General features: G+C 61.9%; 17 protein-coding genes and 1 tRNA gene. 13 read left to right on the top strand and 5 right to left on the bottom strand.

Going from position 1 to position 15,127, the window contains the following annotated elements; genetic code table 11:
- The first annotated feature begins 1 nt into the window (after nt 1).
- The 5 genes from ribH to Q1V57_RS02760 all read left to right on the top strand — a co-directional run bounded on the left by ribH (nt 2) and on the right by Q1V57_RS02760 (nt 4,698).
- Entirely contained in the window at nt 2-436 is a 435-nt protein-coding gene (gene ribH / locus Q1V57_RS02780) for a 6,7-dimethyl-8-ribityllumazine synthase (protein ID WP_300527425.1), read from the top strand.
- A complete protein-coding gene (gene nusB / locus Q1V57_RS02775) occupies nt 433-912 on the top strand; it encodes a transcription antitermination factor NusB (RefSeq protein ID WP_300527423.1) in 480 nt (159 codons plus the stop codon). The genes ribH and nusB overlap by 4 nt, the downstream gene beginning before the upstream one ends.
- Before the next feature lie 3 nt (nt 913-915).
- Entirely contained in the window at nt 916-1,878 is a 963-nt protein-coding gene (gene thiL, locus Q1V57_RS02770) for a thiamine-phosphate kinase (RefSeq protein ID WP_300527422.1), read from the top strand.
- A gap of 38 nt (nt 1,879-1,916) precedes the next feature.
- Nucleotides 1,917-2,414 carry a hypothetical protein gene (locus tag Q1V57_RS02765; RefSeq protein WP_300527421.1) on the top strand — a complete coding sequence of 166 codons (498 nt, stop codon included), beginning with the start codon at nt 1,917-1,919 and terminating at the stop codon, nt 2,412-2,414.
- Nucleotides 2,415-2,607: 193 nt separating this feature from the next.
- Nucleotides 2,608-4,698: a sodium-translocating pyrophosphatase gene (locus Q1V57_RS02760; RefSeq protein ID WP_300527420.1), complete on the top strand. Its 2,091-nt coding sequence runs from the start codon at nt 2,608-2,610 to the stop codon at nt 4,696-4,698.
- A gap of 52 nt (nt 4,699-4,750) precedes the next feature.
- Here the strand turns inward: Q1V57_RS02760 and Q1V57_RS02755 are convergent, their stop codons facing one another.
- Both Q1V57_RS02755 and bamE read right to left on the bottom strand, forming a co-directional pair.
- The gene (locus tag Q1V57_RS02755) at nt 4,751-5,185 is read right to left on the bottom strand and encodes a hypothetical protein (RefSeq protein WP_300527419.1); all 435 of its coding nucleotides are present in this window, start codon (nt 5,183-5,185) and stop codon (nt 4,751-4,753) included.
- A 60-nt stretch (nt 5,186-5,245) separates the two neighbouring features.
- Entirely contained in the window at nt 5,246-5,740 is a 495-nt protein-coding gene (gene bamE / locus Q1V57_RS02750) for an outer membrane protein assembly factor BamE (protein ID WP_300527417.1), read from the bottom strand.
- A gap of 102 nt (nt 5,741-5,842) precedes the next feature.
- On the opposite strand from bamE, the gene Q1V57_RS02745 reads away from it, so the two are divergent.
- From Q1V57_RS02745 to Q1V57_RS02720, 6 genes are all read left to right on the top strand, one after another.
- Entirely contained in the window at nt 5,843-6,376 is a 534-nt protein-coding gene (locus Q1V57_RS02745) for a ubiquinol-cytochrome C chaperone family protein (protein WP_300527415.1), read from the top strand.
- Nucleotides 6,377-6,470: 94 nt separating this feature from the next.
- The gene (gene plsX / locus Q1V57_RS02740; protein ID WP_300527414.1) at nt 6,471-7,526 is read left to right on the top strand and encodes a phosphate acyltransferase PlsX; all 1,056 of its coding nucleotides are present in this window, start codon (nt 6,471-6,473) and stop codon (nt 7,524-7,526) included.
- Nucleotides 7,523-8,500, top strand: coding sequence for a beta-ketoacyl-ACP synthase III (locus Q1V57_RS02735; protein ID WP_300527413.1), 978 nt, complete (start codon nt 7,523-7,525; stop codon nt 8,498-8,500). The genes plsX and Q1V57_RS02735 overlap by 4 nt, the downstream gene beginning before the upstream one ends.
- Nucleotides 8,501-8,597: 97 nt before the next feature.
- Nucleotides 8,598-8,903: an integration host factor subunit alpha gene (locus Q1V57_RS02730; protein ID WP_300527412.1), complete on the top strand. Its 306-nt coding sequence runs from the start codon at nt 8,598-8,600 to the stop codon at nt 8,901-8,903.
- Nucleotides 8,904-8,935: 32 nt separating this feature from the next.
- Nucleotides 8,936-9,385: a MerR family transcriptional regulator gene (locus Q1V57_RS02725; RefSeq protein WP_300527411.1), complete on the top strand. Its 450-nt coding sequence runs from the start codon at nt 8,936-8,938 to the stop codon at nt 9,383-9,385.
- An 89-nt stretch (nt 9,386-9,474) separates the two neighbouring features.
- A tRNA-Pro gene (locus tag Q1V57_RS02720) sits at nt 9,475-9,552 on the top strand.
- A gap of 12 nt (nt 9,553-9,564) precedes the next feature.
- Here the strand turns inward: Q1V57_RS02720 and Q1V57_RS02715 are convergent.
- On the bottom strand, nt 9,565-10,806 hold the full coding sequence (locus Q1V57_RS02715; protein ID WP_300527469.1) for an FAD-dependent oxidoreductase: 1,242 nt from the start codon (nt 10,804-10,806) through the stop codon (nt 9,565-9,567).
- Nucleotides 10,807-10,956: 150 nt separating this feature from the next.
- Here Q1V57_RS02715 and Q1V57_RS02710 point away from each other — a divergent pair, with 150 nt between their 5' ends.
- On the top strand, nt 10,957-11,979 hold the full coding sequence (locus tag Q1V57_RS02710; protein ID WP_300527410.1) for a COX15/CtaA family protein: 1,023 nt from the start codon (nt 10,957-10,959) through the stop codon (nt 11,977-11,979).
- Here the strand turns inward: Q1V57_RS02710 and Q1V57_RS02705 are convergent, their stop codons facing one another.
- Both Q1V57_RS02705 and Q1V57_RS02700 read right to left on the bottom strand, forming a co-directional pair.
- Nucleotides 11,980-12,981: a hypothetical protein gene (locus tag Q1V57_RS02705; RefSeq protein WP_300527409.1), complete on the bottom strand. Its 1,002-nt coding sequence runs from the start codon at nt 12,979-12,981 to the stop codon at nt 11,980-11,982.
- Nucleotides 12,963-14,384, bottom strand: a complete 1,422-nt coding sequence (locus Q1V57_RS02700) for an alkaline phosphatase PhoX (RefSeq protein WP_300527408.1) — start codon at nt 14,382-14,384, stop codon at nt 12,963-12,965. The genes Q1V57_RS02705 and Q1V57_RS02700 overlap by 19 nt, the downstream gene beginning before the upstream one ends.
- A gap of 215 nt (nt 14,385-14,599) precedes the next feature.
- Here Q1V57_RS02700 and rplM point away from each other — a divergent pair, with 215 nt between their 5' ends.
- The gene (rplM, locus tag Q1V57_RS02695) at nt 14,600-15,064 is read left to right on the top strand and encodes a 50S ribosomal protein L13 (RefSeq protein WP_300527407.1); all 465 of its coding nucleotides are present in this window, start codon (nt 14,600-14,602) and stop codon (nt 15,062-15,064) included.
- The last annotated feature ends 63 nt before the right edge of the window (nt 15,065-15,127 follow it).

Below are 15,127 nucleotides of genomic sequence, written 5' to 3'. Positions count from 1 at the left end.
TATGAGCGATTGGCGCATTCTTATCGTCGCGGGGACTTTCTACCGCGATATTGCCGACCCGATGATCAAGGACGCGCAGGCCGCGTTGGAGGCCGCTGGCGCCAGCCACGAGCTGGCCGAAGTTCCTGGCGCTCTGGAGATCCCCGGTGCGATCACCCAGGCCGAGCTCACCGATGCCGGTTTTGACGGCTATGTGGCCCTGGGCTGTGTGATCCGAGGCGAGACCACTCATTATGACTATGTCTGCGGTGAAAGCGCGCGCGGTCTGATGGATTTGTCGCTCGAGGGCGTTCCGGTCGGAAACGGTGTTCTGACCGTGGAAAACCGTGATCAGGCCAATGCCCGTGCCGTGGACAAGAAAAAGGGCCGCGACGCCGCTGAAGCCTGTCTGGCGATTCTCAATTTGCGTGACCGTTTCCGCGGAGAGGTGTCATGACTGGCGAAGCTGAAAACCCGTCCCAGGCCCGCGCGCGCTTGCGCCGCTCGGCCCGGCTCGCTGCCGTCCAGGCCCTCTACCAGATGGAGATCGGCGGCCTCGGTGCGAAAGCGGTAATCAAGGAATTTCGCGATCACCGCTTTGGGGCAGACGGCGAAGGTCCGGAATTCGTCGAGGCCGATGAAGATTTCTTCGAGGACCTCGTCGCCGGTGTTGTGCGCAAGCAGGCCGTCGTGGATCCGGCCATCGACGCGCTGCTCGCTGATGGCTGGCGCATGGAGCGCCTCGACGCGACGGTCCGGGCGATTTTGCGCGCCGGCGGATTTGAGCTGTTTCAGCGCGATGATGTGCCGGCACGTGTGGTGATCGACGAATATGTCGATGTCGCCAACGCCTTTTTTGAAGGCTCCGAGCCGAAATTCATCAATGCAGCCTTGGACAAATGTGCGCGCCAAGCGCGGCCGGACGAGCTCTAGCGCATGAGCGGGGGCGGGGAGTTCAACTTCATCCGGCAGCGTTTGCGCCCTTTGACGCGGGGGCACCCGGCGGCACTCGACCTGATGGATGACGCTGCCATTCTCACGCCTCGACCGGGGGAGAGCCTGGTTCTGGCCAGTGATATGCTGATCGAGACTGTCCATTTTCTCTCCAGCGATGCGCCTGAGGTCATGGCGGCACGGGCTTTCGGTGCCAATCTCTCCGATCTCGCGGCGATGGGGGCGGAGCCGGCGGGCTATCTGATGGCCATCAGCTGGCCGAAATCCTGGAGCGACGCGCAACGCGATGGCTTCGTGGCCGGGCTTAATGCTGCGGCCGGTGACATACCTTTGATCGGTGGCGACACGACGTCCGCCGATGCGCCGCTATCGGTCTCCATAACCATGCTCGGCTTTGTTCCCGAAGGCGCAGGGCTGACCCGCAGCGCAGCGCAGGCCGGACATGATGTCTGGGTCTCCGGCACCATCGGAGATGCCGGGTTGGGGCTCGATATCGCGCGCGGCAAGCTCGACAAGCAGGAGCATTTGCTCAGCCGCTACCAATATCCGGCGGCGAGGACTGAGCTTGGACAGGCCTTGCGTGGCCTGGCCAGTGCCTGCATCGACATTTCCGACGGCATGGTGGCCGATGCCGGACATATCGCTTCGGCAAGTGGCGTGGCGATCGAGCTTGAAGCGGCGATGATCCCGCTCTCTACGCCGGTTCTGCACTGGCTGGAAGGTGAGGGCGATGAAGGCCTCAAACGGCTGGTCAGCAGCGGCGATGATTACGAGCTTTTGTTCACCGCGCCGCACGACCAGGCCGCCAAAGTCCTCGCACTGTCAGGCCGCCATGGATGCGAGATCAGCTGGGTGGGCCGCGTCGCCGAGGGCGAGGGGGTCAGTGTCATCGCCGCCGAGGGCGATGCCATGAGCTTCCAATCGGGCGGATTCACCCATTTTTGACGCCTCTATGCCAATCTTGCCCTGTAGGTGAGGTGGTTATGCGTCTGTTTCCGGCTTTGATCTTTGGCCTTGTTCTGAGTTTGGCTCTGGCCGGCGGGGCTTTTGCTGCGCCGCCGAGTGAGGAATCTTCCGGATCCGGCGGTAGCTCCAATCGCTTCCTGGCCCTGTTCAATATCGGTGGCGACGAAACCGAGGAGGAAGAGGTCGAGGAGCCTGATGATCCGCGCTCTTTCACCATGCCCGCGATTGTCGCGCCACTCTCCGTTAATGGCCGGCTGACCGGTTTTGCCTATGTCGTCGTCCGTGTCCGCGTTGCGGCTGGCCGGGATATCTGGAGCATTCAGGAAAATGCCCATTTTGCCCTCGATGCTCTGATCCGCGCGTCGCACCGTCATGATCTCAGCGCGCCGGGCGGCCAAGTGCTCGACGAAGACGTTGCGGTTGAGGTCTGGTCTCGGGTGCTGTCCGAAGTCTACGGCGAAAATGCGCTCGAGCGCGTCGAGATTCGCGGCTTTGATGTCCGCCTCATCGGCTGACATTCGTCAGTTTTCCACTGCATAACAAAGCGAGTTGAGGCCTAGCGGCCACACTTTCTTGCACGCCCCTAGTGCATTGGGCATAGTCCGTTCGTCTAGGGGGAGTATTGGTATGGTCGGCGTGATTCTCACGTTCAGTCTTCCCCGCATTTCTTACTCGACCTAAGCGAAGTAAAAAACGGGGCAACAAGCCATGAACATGCTTATGCTGGCCATTGCCGCTGCCGTTCTCGCCATCATCTACGGGGTCGTACAGACCCAGCGTTTGATGGCGGCGAGTGCGGGATCGGAAAAGATGCAGGAAATTGCATCGGCCATCCAGGAAGGCGCCAACGCGTATTTGCGGCGTCAATACACCACCATTGCCATTGTCGGCGTCGTCGTCTGCATTCTGATTGCCATTTTCCTGCGCTGGGAGGTTGCGCTGGGATTTGCCATCGGGGCCGTTCTGTCCGGCGCAGCCGGCTTTATCGGTATGCTGGTCTCGGTCCGCGCCAATGTGCGCACCACCCAGGCTGCCAGCACAGGACTGGCCGCCGGTCTGGCGATCGCTTTCCGCTCCGGTGCGGTGACGGGCATGCTGGTGGCAGGCTTGGCCCTGCTCGGCGTGGCCGGCTATTTCTGGATCCTGACCGGGCCTATGGGCTTTGAGAGCGGCAGCCGTGCCGTCATCGACTCGCTGGTTGCGCTTGGCTTCGGTGCTTCGTTGATCTCGATCTTCGCCCGTCTCGGCGGCGGTATCTTCACCAAGGGTGCAGATGTCGGCGGTGACATGGTCGGCAAGATTGAAGCAGGCATCCCGGAAGATGATCCGCGCAACGCTGCAACCATCGCGGACAATGTCGGCGATAATGTCGGCGATTGTGCTGGCATGGCCGCGGACCTGTTCGAGACCTATGCGGTGACCGTTGTCGCCACCATGGTTCTGGCGGCGATCTTCTTCGCCGGCGATCTCGGTTCGGCCATGATGATCTATCCGCTGGCAATCGGTGCGGTCTGCATCGTGACCTCGATCATCGGCACCTTCTTCGTCAGCCTCGGCGGCGGCACCAATGTCATGGGTGCGCTGTACAAGGGGCTGATCGCGGCGGGTATTCTGTCCATCGGCGGTCTTTGGATCGTCAACACCTACGCCCTGCCCAACGGCATGGGCGATATTGGTGAGGTCGGCGGTCAGATGATCACCGGCATGAACCTGTTCTGGTGTGGTATCGCCGGATTGATCGTCACCGCGGCGATCATCTGGGTCACCGAATACTATACCGGCACGGATTTCCGCCCGGTGAAGTCGGTCGCTCAGGCGTCCGAATCCGGTCACGGCACCAATGTGATCCAGGGTCTGGCGGTTTCTCTTGAAGCCACGGCGCTGCCGGCGATCATCATCATCGTCGGTATCCTGTCGACCTATATGCTGGCGGGCCTGTTCGGTATCGCCATTGCGGTCACCACCATGCTCGCCCTGGCGGGCCTGATCGTGGCGCTCGACGCCTTTGGTCCGGTCACCGACAATGCCGGTGGTATTGCCGAGATGGCGGGCCTTGATGACAGCGTTCGCGACACCACGGATACGCTCGACGCGGTCGGTAACACGACCAAGGCAGTGACCAAGGGCTATGCCATCGGTTCTGCCGGCCTGGGCGCTCTGGTGCTGTTCGCGGCCTACACGACCGATGTGGAACACCTGCTTCACGTCCAGCCGGACTTCTCGCTTGAGAACCCGTACGTGATTGTCGGCCTGCTCTTCGGTGGTCTTCTGCCTTACCTCTTCGGCGGCATGTCGATGATGGCGGTGGGCCGTGCTGCGACTGCGGTCGTGGCCGAGGTTCGCCGGCAGTTCAAGGAAATGCCGGGCATTATGGAGTTCAAGGAGAAGCCAGATTACGGCCGCGCCGTGGACATCCTGACCAAGGCGGCGATCCGCGAAATGATCGTGCCGTCCCTGCTGCCGGTGCTGTCGCCGATCGTGCTCTACTTCGCCATCCTGTTCGTCTCCGGCGAGCAGGTTCAGGCTCTGGCCGCTGTCGGTGCAATGCTGCTTGGCGTGATCGTCAACGGCCTCTTCGTCGCGGTCTCCATGACCGTCGGCGGTGGTGCCTGGGACAATGCCAAGAAGTATATCGAGGACGGCAATCATGGTGGCAAAGGCTCGGAAGCGCACAAGGCTTCCGTGACCGGCGACACTGTGGGTGATCCCTACAAGGACACGGCCGGCCCGGCTGTGAACCCGATGATCAAGATCACCAATATCGTTGCACTGCTGCTGTTGGCCTTCCTGGCCGGCTAAGCCGAACGATGATCTTGAATGGACGAGCCCCGGCCAATCGGCCGGGGCTTTTTCATGGCTGTGATGCGAGCCGGAATTGCCAGGCTGAAAAACCGAAAAGCGCGATGAAAGCCAGATGCAGGCCGATGATCTGGGGCGCCAATTCGTCCGTCATGAAAATGGCTCCGGCCGCCAGCATGAGCGCCATCAGCGCCGCCATTGCGATGGCCGTCAGGGCCAGCCCGCGCGACCGGGCCCGGCTGATCAGCGCGCCCGCCAGGCCTGCAAGCGGCACCGCCAGGTAAAGCATGTTGAAGTCGTTTGCCGCAGCGCCGATGAAACCAACCGCGGCATTCATCCAGACCAGCGCCAGGCAGCCCAGCACGCCGCAGATCGCTGCGATGCGGTATGCCGCTGTGCGGCTGACGCGCAAGAACAGGAAAACGCCCAGCGCCGTGCCGCCGATCAATACGCCCGCCGCGATGAAATCAAGCAGATCCCAAGACATAAAAGCCTCCCGGTGTGAGCCGGGAGGCTAGCATGAAACCCGTGATGGGGCGTAATCGGTCTACTGATCGCGGCGCGGACCGCCGGCACCGCCAGGCAGGTTCTGCTCGCCGCCGAACTGTTCGTTCGGGAGCGTTCCGACATTGCCGAGCAATTGTTCGATCAAAGACAGCTCGCGGCCACGCGTCGGCGTTTCGCGGGATGCGTAAGAGACGATACGGCCATCATCGAGGCCATATTCGAGCACTTCCTCGACAACGCCATCGGGATCGAAGCGGATCGCCAGGATACGGCGGTCGCGGGTCGAGGAGCGCAGATAGGCGAGAGATTCGCGGGTCGAGGAGATGTAATACCAGATGTCATCCTCGAACGTGCCGCTCGTGGACGGTGAACCGAGACGCTGAACAACGCTGACACGCGTATCTTCATCGACCTGGATATTGGGCTCTTCGCCAAGCGTATAGCGATGGCCATGCGTACGCAGGACAGGGTTACAGGCGGTCAGGCCAATCGCACAGGCGAGAAGGACCACAGACAAGCGTACACTTCGGTTCATAAATAAACTCCCTCGGGGTCCGGCCGGGCCCCTGTATGGCTGCCTTGACCTACCCGGGCCTGACTTTAGCTTCAAGTCTCAAGATTTGGGAGCCCCAGTTTCATGTTCTCGAAACTGTTCAAGAAACGACCGGCAAAACTGCGTGCCGAGACCCTTTATGCCGCGACAGTTCAGGCTGCGCGTCAGCCGCAATTGTATGGCGAGGCCGGAGTGCCGGATACCTTGCAGGGCCGGTTTGAAATGATCCTGCTGCATGCCACGCTGCTGATCCACGAATTGCGCAATGGTGAGGATAGCCAGGGCAATGAGCTGGCGCAGGAAGTGTTCGACGTGATGTTCGATGACTTCGATGCCGGCATGCGCGAGCTGGGACTGGGCGACAGCGCGGTCGGCAAGAAGATTCGTTTCATGGCCGAGGACTTCTATGGCCGCGCATCTGCCTATGTAGATTCGATAGCAGGTAAGGGCGAGGAAAGTCTGACAGCAATCCTGGCGCGAAATGTCCTCGAGTGTGAGCCCGGCGATGTGCGGGCCGAGCAACTTGCCGCATACGTCACCCGAACGGCGTCGGCGCTTGCAGGGCAAGGGCAGGCCGAGCTGGTCGGGGGCGCAGAACCGGCCTTCCAGCCCGCCTGATTGCGGTCTTCGCAACTTGCATCTGATTGCTGCTCCAGTAAGTATCCGCGAAATTCTGGCGGTCTTCCGTCGTTAGGGGACACATCCGATCGCTATGACCGGTATTCCGACTTTATCTGTAGACGCCATGGGTGGGGATCTCGGTCCCGGCGCCGTGGTGGACGGCATCGGCAATGCGCTCAAGCGCTGGCCCGATCGCAAGGCGCGTTTTCTGGTGCATGGCCCGGAAGATCAACTCCAGCCCCTGATGGCGGCTCAGCCGGCCGTCGCCGCGGTCAGCGAAATTCGTCATTCCGACAGTTCGGTGGAAATGACAGACAAGCCGAGTGAGGCGGTTCGCCGGGCGCGCGGCTCGTCGATGTGGAATGCGGTGCAGTGCGTGAAGTCGGGTGAGGCCGATGCCATCGTGTCGTCGGGCAATACCGGCGCGCTGATGGCGATTTCCAAGGTCATCCTGCGCATGAAAAAGGGCGTTCACCGTCCTGCGATTTCCGCCAACTGGCCAACGCCGAAGGGTCATACCGTGGTGCTCGATGTCGGCGCCAACGTCCAGTGTGGCGCCACACAGTTGGTCGAGTTTGCGATCATGGGCGAAGCCTTCCATCGCGCCGTATTTGGCGAGGCCAAGCCGAGTGTCGGCCTGCTCAATGTCGGCCAGGAAGAGCTGAAGGGAAATGACACGGTTCGCGAAGCCGATGGTCTGATCCGGGATGCCGGTCTTGGCCTTGATTATCGGGGCTTTATCGAAGGCAATGATATCAGTGCCGGTGGTATTGATGTTGTCGTCACCGACGGTTTCACAGGCAATATCGCGCTGAAGACGGCAGAAGGCACCGCGCGGCTGGTCGCCGGCTGGGTCAAGGAGGCACTGACCAGTTCTGTCACCGCCAAGCTGGCCGCTGGATTGCTCAGCTTCGGTGCGCTCGACCGCCTGCGCCAGCGCATGGACCCGCGCTATATCAATGGCGGTGTGCTGCTGGGCCTGAAAGGTGTCGTGGTCAAGAGCCATGGCGGTGCCGATGGTGAAGGCTTCGCCTCGGCGCTCGGACTGGCCTATGCCATGGCACAAAGCAATTTCATGCCGGAATTGCGCAAAAATCTCGATCAATTCATGGAGCACGCGGCGCAAGAAGCCGCTGCCGAGGCATGACCGACCGGACAGTCCGGATTGCCGGGATCGGGGCGCATCTGCCGTCCCGGATCCTCAGCAATGAAGAATTGTCGACCATGGTCGACACCTCCGACAGCTGGATCCGGGAGCGGACCGGCATTGCCCGCCGTCACATCGCGGCGGATGGCGAGACGACCGCGGATCTGGCCGAAGCGGCTTGCCGCCGGGCGCTCGACCATGCGGGCATGGATGCCTCCGAGATCGATCTGATCATCGTCGCCACAACGACACCGGATTTCACATTCCCGTCGACCGGCACCGTGTTGCAGGGGCGGCTGGGGATCACCCAGGGCGCAGCTTTTGACGTTCAGGCTGTGTGTACCGGGTTTATCTACGCGCTGTCCGTCGCTGACGGTTTTCTCGCCCGTGGCCAGGCGCGCAATGCGCTTGTGGTTGGCGCCGAGACCATGTCCAGAATTGTCGACTGGACCGACCGGGCGACCTGTGTGTTGTTCGGCGATGGCGCCGGCGCCATGGTGCTAAGCGCCGAAGATACGCCCTCGACGCAGCGCGAGACCGGGCTCCTGGCGACCTATTTGCGCTCCGATGGCCGATTCAAGGACCTGCTTCACGTCGATGGCGGACCGTCCTCGACCCAGACGGTCGGACACCTTCGCATGGCCGGCAATCAGGTCTTCCGGCATGCGGTGACCAATATCGCTGAGTCCATGACGACGATCGCTGACCGGGCGGGGGTGGAAATCGCCGATATCGATTGGTTCGTCCCCCATCAGGCCAATCAGCGAATTCTCGAAGGCGTCGCCAAAAAGCTCAAAATCCCAACGGCTAAGGTCGTGTCCACGGTGGCTGATCATGGCAATACATCGGCTGCATCGGTGCCGCTCGCCTTTGAGCGTGCGGTACAGGATGGCCGTATTGCTCGCGGCGACCTCATTTTGATGGAAGCACTTGGCGGTGGTTTCACCTGGGGAGCGGCTCTGGCGCGCTTCTAGGGCGAAAATCCGGCCTTTTTATCTTTTATCCAAGACCTTGGCGTTGACGGGCAGGGGATCAGGGGCGTAGCCTATAGGCGTCTGTCTGGGGATTGAAATGTCGGATAAAACACTAACCCGCGCCGATCTCGCCGAAGCCGTCTATCGCGAAGTCGGATTGTCACGTCAGGAATCAGCGGACCTCGTCCAGTCTGTGCTCGGCATGGTGTCCGACACACTGGCCAACGGCGAATCGGTTAAGCTGTCGTCCTTCGGATCTTTTCTCCTGCGGGACAAACGCGGTCGTGTCGGCCGTAACCCCAAGACGGGCGTTGAAGTTCCGATTGAGGCTCGCCGCGTGCTGGTTTTCAAACCGTCGCACGTCTTGAAGGAGCGCGTCGATTCGGCTTTGTCCAAGGACTGAACCGCAAAGCCGGAGACTGACGCGATTTACGCATGTCGGTCACTGAAAAATCGCCGGACGCCTTCCGCACCATCAGCGAAGCGGCTGATGAGCTCGGTGTTCCCGCTCACGTTTTACGCTTCTGGGAAAGCAAATTCGCTCAGATCAGCCCGCTCAAACGGGCCGGTGGACGCCGTTTTTATCGGCCCCAGGATATTGCTCTGCTGCGCGGGGTGAAGCGCCTGCTCTATGAAGATGGCTACACCATCAAGGGCGCCAAGAAATTCATCAAGGATAATGGCGTATCAGTCATCGTCGATCTCGGTGCCAGCGATCGTTCGCGGCCGGAGATGGCGATTGACCGCGCCGACATCGAGCGGCCGGTCGAGCGCCGCAAGACAATGCGTCAGCCGGGCAGTCCGGCGCGGGAAATCGGTGATATCCTGAACGACCTCGAAGGGGCCCAGGCCAAGCTCAAGGCGGCGCTGGAACCGAAAAGCTGAAAGCGCGCTGATCGAGCGGTTGCGGACTGTCTGGGGTGTGCCTATAAAACGCCTCCCCATTGACCGGTCGCGGCCGGTCAGTTCAGTGTCGGAGCGTGGCGCAGCCCGGTTAGCGCACTCGCCTGGGGGGCGAGGGGTCGCGAGTTCGAATCTCGCCGCTCCGACCATTTTCTGCCTGATCAGCCTGCTGCCATTGCCTGTTTCATCACGTCTTTCATCGCCTGTCCGGTGTCAGCGAGCGCTGCTGCGTCCGGTGCCAGTCCTTTGGCGATCATCATCTTAGCCGCCATGAAGCTCTGCGGATCATTGATGCAGTCTGCGGCGATCAGGGCGCCATCCTTGAGGTGGAAGAAGCTGCGCTGTTCCTCACCGGTGACGCGTTCGACCAGGGTATCAGCGCCCTGAAAAAGACCGGCGGTCTGCAGTTTGAGATCGAACTGATCGGACCAGAACCAGGGAACTTCCGGTTTCGGTGCCGGCGCGCCGCAGATCGCGGCGGCAGCCTGTTTGCCCTGTTCAATCGCATTGGGAACCGATTCGATGCGCAGGCGGTCTCCGGAAAGCCAGTAGGGTTGGGCGGCGACATCGCCGATTGCGTAGATCGATGCATCCCTGGTCTGGCAGGCCGTGTCGACATGAATGCCATTGCCGGTTTCCAGTTCCGCCTCGGCCGCGATCTCTGCATTGGGGATCACCCCGATACCCACCAGCGCGCTGTCGCAGGCGACGTTTTCGCCCGAGGCCAGCTCTACACCGGTGATATGGCCGTCATCGCCCTTGAGTGAGACCACTTGGGCATCACAGAAGAATTCGACCCCGCGGCGCCCGTGCGCTTCACGGTAGAATTGTGAAAGTTCCGGCACTGCGACCCGGGCGAGGCAGCGGGGCATCGCCTCAATGACCACCGCTTTGGCGCCAAGCTTGGTCGCTACCGCGGCCGCTTCCAGCCCGATATAACCCGCCCCGATGATAGCGATTTGCTTGCCGGGGACGACGTCGGCCTTGAGGCGATCGACATCGGCAATCGTACGCAGATAGCGAACACCGTCGAGCTCAGCTCCGGGGACGGGCAGGGGGCGGACCCGGGCGCCCGTGGCGATGACGAGGTGGGTGTAAGCCTCAACGCTGCCATCATTGAACCGGACGGTCTTGGCTCCCCGGTCAATGGCCTCCGCTTTGACGCCCAGACGCAGCTCCACGGATTGCGCCTGCCAGGTCTCCGGCGGCTGCAACCAGAGCCGGTCTTCCTCGATTGCTCCGGACAGATAGTCCTTCGACAGGGGCGGGCGTTGATAGGGCGGGTGCGGTTCTTCGCCGGCGATGATGATGCGGCCTTCCCAGCCAAAACGCCGCAGGCTTGCTGCGCACTGTGCCGCGGCTTGGCCGCCACCCAGAATAAGAACCGTATCGTCCTGTTGCATCACGCCTTTCCCTCCCTGGCTTTGCGGCATGATGGACTGTCGCGCGGGACAGGGCGAGCCCGATTTTACAGCCTGCGACATGATTACACCGCTTGAGAGCCTTGCGCCCCCTTGCAGATGGTCTACCTAGCCGAGCCGACAGGAGTGCGCATGAGTTATCGTCACCATACCCGCCCGGCGGTTTCCAACTGGCTGTTCGTCATGACCGGCCTGATTGCCATTATGATCTTGGTTGGCGGCGCGACGCGCCTGACCGATAGCGGTCTTTCCATCACCGAGTGGCGACCGATCACCGGTGCCATCCCGCCGCTCAGCCAGGCGGATTGGGAGGAAGCGCTGGAGCTCTACCGCTCGACGACGGAATACCAGGAACAGAACCGCGGCATGTCCATGTCCGAGTTCCAGTTTATCTTCTGGTGGGAGTGGGGGCATCGCCAGCTCGGCCGTTTCCTCGGCCTGGCCTTCGCGGTGCCGCTGGTCTTCTTCTGGCTGCGTGGAGATCTCAGCGCCCGCCTCAAACCGCGCCTGCTGGGGCTTTTCGTTCTGGGTGGCCTGCAGGGTGCCATCGGCTGGTGGATGGTCGCCAGCGGTCTGGTTGACCGGCTGGATGTGTCGCAATATCGCCTCGCCACCCATCTGGGCATGGCCTTTGTTCTGCTCGGGGCCACATTCTGGACCGCGCTGGATGCGCGCTATGGTGCGCCGCCGGTTCGGGCCGGTAACCACACGCGCTGGTTCCTGGTGCTCTGGGGGCTGCTTTTTGTGCAGATCCTGATGGGCGCATTGGTCGCCGGCATCGATGCGGGCAAGATTTTCAACACCTGGCCGGGCATGAACGGGCAATTGATCCCGGACGGCTATCTCGCCGGTCTGCCTTTCCATCAGGCGATTTTTGAAAGCCATGCCGCCGTTCAGTTACAGCACCGCTGGATGGCTTATGTCGTCACCCTTGCTGTTGCTGTGACGGCCTTCATCATCTACCGCGAGCCGCGCGTTGCCCTGAAGCCCTTCATGGTGATCCTGCCGGCCCTGGTTGTGGCCCAGGTTGCCCTGGGCATCGCTGCGCTGCTGGCGGTGGCGCCGCTTGGCCTGTCGCTGGTTCACCAGGCTGGTGCGGTGATCTTGTTCATAGCCATCGGGGCGGCCGCCTGGACCGCCCGCCGGGCCGTGTAATCACTCGCCGATGAAGAAGGAGCGCACCGTCGCTTCGCGGGAGACGACTTTGATCCGGTTATCGCCGCGATCAAAGAAGGCCAGCATGCCGTCCGAGTAGGCGGTGAAGCCATAGCTCTGATCGGTCAGGGCGATGCGCCCGGCCGTTCCCAGCCCCGGGGTGCTGAGGCCGTCGACGAAGACGAAGTTGGCGCGCGGTGTCAGCGTATCCGCATCGAGAACGAGAACATCGCCATCATTGCCGTTGACGGTCAGGATGACCGGCGTGCCATTGAAATTGTCCGAGGCGAGGCCGGTCGATAGCTCCATGCGTTCGGCCAGAACTTCACCGCTACGCGAGGTGCGGGCGATACCGCTGGCTGGCGCGGCAAAATAAATGTCGTCATCCAGCACGGTGCAGCTGCGCGCCGGGCTCGGCAGGTCAAAGCGCTCGATTGCCTCGACGGAAAGCTGCTGTTCGCCACGATCCTGAACGCGCGCGATAACCGCCGCATTGCCAGACTCGAGAACAACCAGATCGACATAGCCAATGCCTTCCCCGAACAGGCAAACGCCGCGGATGTCTCCCTCTGTGGCAACGCTGCCGAGCGGAAGATCGAAGACTTCGAAGTCTGGCGTAATGGCATAGCCGAGAAGTCCGCTGCCATCCGCGGCGCTTCCGAAGACAAGCGGCAGGGACTCGCCACGTAGCTGGAAACCCGGAGCGGCGGCCAGTGCGGTGAGCTGGGCACCAGCATGCGCGGTGCGCAGGGCGCCGTCGGCATCAAAGATTTCCAGACCGCCATCACGGGTGGCCGAAACAATCATACCCAGCGACGGCGCCATCGTGCTAGGCACGAAGGCGAGCGCGCGGGCGCTGTCATTGGTGCTCTCGAACGCGGCAGTCACGTAAACCTCACGCCGCGTGTCATCTTCGGCTTCCGCCAGTTCCGGTTCTTCAGCGGAATTGCCGCAGGCTGCCAGGGCAAACAGGGAGGCGCCAATCAGCCCCGCGCGCGCCAAGGACCACGGACGGCGAACGTCCGGCCCGGATGGCGTTGAATGTTGAAGAACAGGGTGGAGCCGTCGGGACTGAAACATGGACCGCAAATCTCGCTTTTTTCGCCATCAGGGCCAGTGAACGCATTGCGACCGATCGTATACACCTCGCCTGACGGCGTCACGCCGCGGATGTACTGATCACGCGGACCATCTTCAGCGACGATCAGGTCGCCCCAGGGGGCGACGCAGAGATTGTCGCAATACTCCATGATCCGGTCATCCCCACTTTCGACAAAGAGCTGCAGTCGTCCCGGCTGCGCGTGCTCGCCGGGCTGACCCTCGTGCGGGCTGGGTTGATAGCGCCAAATCTGGCCGATCCCGGCCGGGCCGCCGTCGGTACAGGTGAAATAGCATTCGCCCTGGCCCCACCAAAGGCCCTCGCCGCGGGTAAACCTGGCCGCGCCGGCCGCGTGGCCGCGCTCGGCGAGGTCGGCATTGGGCGCGTCGACCTCTTCCATGTCGATCCATTCCACCTCGACCCAATCGCCCGGGCGAAGATTGTTGGCGCTGGCGGTCAGATGGCGCAGATCGACACCGGGCTGTCCACGAACAGCCAGTGCCTGCAGTCGGCCGCCGCGGGCGAGTTCGCCGGGATGGTCGGGCAGGTAGCGATAGAAGAGGGCGGTGCCGCGCTTGTCCTCGGTCTGGTAGACCGCGCCGCTGGCCGGATCGACCGCGATGGCCTCATGACGGAAACGGCCCATGGCCCGGATCGGCACCGGCTCGACCAGCCCCGTGGCGCTGGCCGGCACCTCGAAACAATAGCCATGATCGACGCGCGCGCTCGGGCCGGCGGTCAGCTCGGTTTCCTCGCAGGTCACCCAGCTGCCCCAGGGGGTGACGCCACCGGCGCAATTATTCGCGGTCCCGGCCAGGGACATGAAGCTGCGTTCAACGGTCAGGGTTTGCGGGTCGATGATCAGGTGAGAGGTGCCGCCGAGATGCGGAAGGCCGGCTTCGGTCCAGTCATGGATGCGGCTGCGATCAATGCGGTCGAGGCGGCTGGCGTCTGCCCCGAAGGCGGAAGCGTCGATTTCCTGGGGCATGAGTTCGTGATTGCGCACAAGAGTAAGGCGTCCGTCCGGTCCGGCGAAACAGCCCATGCCGTCAAAATCACCGGCGGCCAGCAGACCATCGCTCATTTCCTCGCCGACAGTGGAGAGGACCCGGTACTCGAAACCGGCCGGAAGATCGAACAAACCAGCCGGATCGGGAATGAGATCGCCATAGGGATTGGTCTGGTTGAAATAGGCCTGTTCCACATTGGAGGCGCTTGTCACGGCCAGGCTGCGGGCGGCGAGCCCGCCAAATGCCAGCGAGGTTGCGGCGGCTTGCTGCAGGAAAATTCGCCGGGAAAGGGACATGTCGCGCTCCGATAAGGGTAGGTGAACCCTTGAAATACAATGGCTTCGCGACGAGCGTATGACGAGCAATTCGTTATGCGGTAATATATAACCGCATTTCTAACTGAAAGTATTTGCAGCGATAATTCGAACGCCTGTTGACCGAACGCATTTCCCCCTTTATGTCGCGCGCTCGGATTTCTCCACGCCCGCTTCGGGTGAGACAGGACGCTGAAATGAAAACCTACACCGCAAAACCGGCGGATGTCGAAAACAAGTGGATCGTGATCGATGCTGAAGGCGCCGTTGTCGGCCGTTTGGCATCTTTCATCGCCATGCGTTTGCGCGGCAAGCACCGCCCGGACTTCACCCCGAATGTCGACACCGGCGACCACGTCATCGTGATCAATGCCGAAAAAGTCGTCTTCACCGGCAATAAGCGCGACGACAAGCGTTACTACCGTCACACCGGTCACCCGGGCGGTATCAAGGAAACCAGCCCGGCCAAGCTGCTGGACGGCCGTTTCCCGGAGCGCGTTATCGAAAACGCGGTCAAGCGTATGCTGCCGAAAGAAAGCCCGCTGGCTCGCAAGCAGTTCTCCAAACTGCGCGTCTATGCCGGGACCGATCACAAGCACGAGGCCCAGCAGCCTGAAGTGATCGACTTCAAGTCCATGAACTCCAAGAACGCACGAGGCTGATGATGGCTGAAGAAGCACGCTCCCTCGAGGACCTCAAAGACGTCATCGCCGAAGGCGGCAATG

Source organism: Maricaulis sp. (assembly GCF_030149425.1).
In the GTDB taxonomy this organism is placed as follows: domain Bacteria; phylum Pseudomonadota; class Alphaproteobacteria; order Caulobacterales; family Maricaulaceae; genus Maricaulis.
The sequence above is the reverse complement of the archived record's forward strand: the minus strand, read 5'-3'. Positions and strand labels throughout refer to the sequence as shown.